This is a genomic window from Novacetimonas cocois (assembly GCF_003311635.1).
Lineage (GTDB): Bacteria > Pseudomonadota > Alphaproteobacteria > Acetobacterales > Acetobacteraceae > Novacetimonas > Novacetimonas cocois.
The window spans coordinates 1-3,687 of sequence record NZ_QEXL01000044.1; the positions used below are offsets into that span (position 1 = coordinate 1).

2 protein-coding genes are annotated in these 3,687 nt (G+C 61.8%); one reads left to right on the plus strand and one right to left on the minus strand.

Annotated elements, in window-relative coordinates:
- Window positions 1-28: 28 nt before the first annotated feature.
- Window positions 29-643: a recombinase family protein gene (locus tag NJLHNGOC_RS15245; RefSeq protein ID WP_113597092.1), complete on the minus strand. Its 615-nt coding sequence runs from the start codon at window positions 641-643 to the stop codon at window positions 29-31.
- Between the two features lie 125 nt (window positions 644-768).
- Between NJLHNGOC_RS15245 and NJLHNGOC_RS15250 the strand changes: the two genes are divergently transcribed.
- Window positions 769-3,654, plus strand: a complete 2,886-nt coding sequence (locus NJLHNGOC_RS15250) for a Tn3 family transposase (RefSeq protein WP_113597093.1) — start codon at window positions 769-771, stop codon at window positions 3,652-3,654.
- Window positions 3,655-3,687 lie beyond the last annotated feature (33 nt).

The following is a 3,687-nucleotide window of genomic DNA, read 5'->3' on the forward strand; positions in this document are numbered from 1 at the left end:
GGGGTCGTTTGCGGGAGGGGGCGAAATCCTACGCTAAGCCGAGGACGCGCTTTCCGTAGTCCCTAAGTTCGCCCTTTGGGCCGACATATCGATAGAGAGTGACACGCTGGATCCCGAGCTCCTTGCACAGATCGGAAACGGAAGTGTCGCGCTGCGCCATGGCGGCCTGAGCAAGACGCACCTGTGCTTTGGTCAGGGCGAATTTTCGGCCGCCTTTGCGACCGCGCGCTCTTGCGGCGGCGAGGCCGGCCATAGTCCGTTCGCGGATCAGGTCACGCTCGAACTCGGCCAGGGTGGCGAAGATACCGAACACCATGCGCCCGGATGCGGTCGTGGTGTCGATCTGAGCGCCCTTTCCAGTCAGCACCCGCAGGCCGATATTGCGATCCGACAGATCCTTCACAGTATTGACCAGGTGGGCAAGCGACCGCCCGAGGCGGTCTAGCTTCCAGACCACCAGCACGTCGCCGTCGCGCAGGGATTTCAGGCAGGCGGCCAGTCCGGGCCGATCATCGCGGCCGCCGGGGGCGCGATCCTCATAGATGTTGTCCTGTTCGACGCCGGCGGCGCGCAGGTCGTCGTGCTGTAGGTCGAGGGACTGCGAGCCATCGGCTTTTGAGACGCGTGCGTATCCGATCATCATGTTTCTTAAACGTTGGTTTGAGGCGGCGCGCTGGCCACGAAAGATTTGTTCGCTAGAAATGTATCTTAACCAGCTTCATAAACAAAGCGTCTTGAACATTATCAGTTTTTGAAAAAGGAACATGAATGCCGCGCCGCGTCACGCTCACCGATAGACAGAAGGACGCGCTGCTGCGTCTGCCAACCTCCCAGACGGATTTGTTGAGGCACTACACGCTGAGCGATGAAGACCTCGGCCATATCAAGCAGCGTCGGCGCGCTCACAACAGGTTCGGCTTCGCTCTGCAATTGTGCGTCCTTCGCTATCCCGGCCGGGTGTTGGCTCCGGGCGAACTGATCCCGGCGGAAGTCGTTGAATTTATCGGGGCGCAAATTGGCCTGCGTGCTGACGATCTGGTTGAGTATGCCGCCCGCGAAGAGACGCGGCACGAACATCTTGCCGAGTTGCGGGCGCTCTACGGATTCCGTACCTTCTCCGGACGTGGCTCACGCGAACTAAAGGACTGGCTGTTTCGGGAAGCCGAGATGGCGGTGTCGAACGAGGATATCGCCCGCCGCTTCGTGGCTGAGTGCCGACGCACCCGCATGGTTCTTCCTGCAACATCGACGATCGAGCGGCTTTGCGCCAAGGCCCTGGTCGATGCTGAGCGGCGGATCGAGACGAGGATCGCCAGCCGGCTGTCCGTGGCCATCCGGGAGCAGTTGCTGTCATTGCTCGAGGAGACGGCTGACGACCGGGTGTCTCGCTTCGTGTGGTTGCGCCAATTCGAGCCTGGGTCGAACTCTTTGTCGGCTAACCGGCTGCTCGACCGGCTCGAATACCTGCAACGTATCGATTTCTCCGAGGATCTGCTGGCCGGTGTTCCTGCTCATCGCGTGACACGTCTGCGTAGGCAGGGCGAACGGTACTATGCAGATGGCATGCGCGATCTTCCGCAAGACAGACGGCTTGCTATTCTGGCCGTTTGCGCGTCGGAATGGCAGGCGATGCTCGCCGACGCCGTGGTCGAAACCCACGACCGGATCGTCGGCAGGCTCTACCGTGCATCGGAGCGCATTTGCCAGGCGAAGGTCGCCGACGAGGCGAACGTGGTGCGCGACACCTTGAAATCCTTCGCCGAAATTGGCGGAGCCCTGGTCGATGCACAGGACGACGACCAGCCGCTGGACGACGTCATTGCGCGTGGATCGGGTTGGGACGGTTTCAAAACTCTTGTTGCAATGGCAACACGACTGACTGCCACCATGGCAGACGATCCGCTCAATCATGTGCTCGACGGCTATCACCGTTTCCGCCGGTACGCTCCTCGCATGTTGCGCCTGCTCGATCTGCGGGCTGCGCCAGTCGCGCTGCCGCTTCTGGAAGCGGTGACGGCCCTGCGCGCCGGTGTGAATGATGCCGCGCGTATCGGCTTCCTTCGGCCTAGCTCGAAATGGCATCGTCATCTTCGTGCCCAGGCGATTGGCGACACCCGCCTCTGGGAGATCGCGGTGCTGTTCCATCTGCGCGATACGTTCCGCTCCGGGGATGTCTGGCTGGCCAGATCCCGGCGCTATGGCGATCTGAAACATGCACTCGTCCCGGCGCAAGCCGTTGCGGAAAGCGGTCGGCTCGCCGTGCCATTGCGGCCGGAAGAATGGCTGGCGGACCGCCAAGCTCGTCTCGATATCCGGTTGCGCGAGCTTGGCCGTGCGGCACGCACGGGCACGATTCCCGGCGGTTCGATCGAAAACGGCGTTCTGCATATCGAGAAGCTCGAAGCCGCCGTGCCGACCGGCGCCGAAGATCTGGTACTCGATCTCTACAAGCAGATCCCGCCCACGCGCATCACCGATCTCTTGCTGGAGGTGGATGCAGTGACCGGCTTCACCGAAGCGTTCACACATCTGCGCACTGGAGCGCCCTGCGCCGACCGGATCGGGCTGATGAACGTCATCCTTGCGGAAGGGATCAACCTCGGCCTACGCAAGATGGCCGACGCGACGAACACACACACCTTCTGGGAACTGATCCGCATTGGACGGTGGCATGTCGAGGGCGAAGCCTACGACCGGGCGCTGGCCATGGTGGTCGAGGCGCAAGCAGTGCTACCAATGGCCCAGTTCTGGGGCATGGGCAGCTCGGCCTCGAGCGACGGCCAGTTCTTCTCCGCCACGGAACAAGGCGAGGCCATGAACCTGGTCAACGCGAAATACGGCAATACCCCGGGCCTGAAGGCTTATACCCACGTCTCCGACCAATATGCGCCGTTCGCGACCCAGGTGATCCCTGCGACGGCGAGCGAAGCTCCTTACATCCTCGACGGCCTGCTTATGAACGATGCCGGCCGCCATATCCGCGAGCAGTTCGCTGATACGGGCGGCTTCACCGATCACGTCTTTGCCGCATGCGCCATTCTCGGCTATCGGTTCGCTCCGCGCATTCGCGATCTGCCGTCCAAACGGCTCTATGCATTCAATCCCATGGCCGCCCCGGCCCACCTGCGGGCCATGATCGGCGGAAAAATCAATCAGGTCATGATCGAGCGCAACTGGCCCGATATCCTGCGCATCGCTGCTACCATCGCGGCCGGAAGCATCGCGCCAAGCCAGATCCTGCGCAAACTTGCCTCCTATCCGAGGCAGAACGAACTGGCCACGGCTTTGCGGGAGGTCGGCCGCGTCGAGCGGACCCTGTTCATGATCGACTGGATTCTGGATGCCGAGCTGCAACGCCGTGCCCAGATCGGGCTCAACAAGGGCGAGGCCCATCACGCGCTGAAACGAGCCATCAGCTTCCACCGGCGCGGCGAAATCCGCGACCGTTCCGCCGAAGGCCAGCATTACAGGATCGCCGGCATGAACCTGCTAGCCGCCATCATCATCTTCTGGAACACCATGAAGCTGAGCGAAGTCGTTGCCAGTCACAAACGCGAGGGAAAACTGCTATCGCCCGATCTCTTGGCTCACGTCTCTCCGCTCGGATGGGAGCACATCAATCTCACCGGAGAATATCGCTGGCCAAAGCCTTAGCGTAGGATTTCGCCCCCTCCCGCAAACGACCCC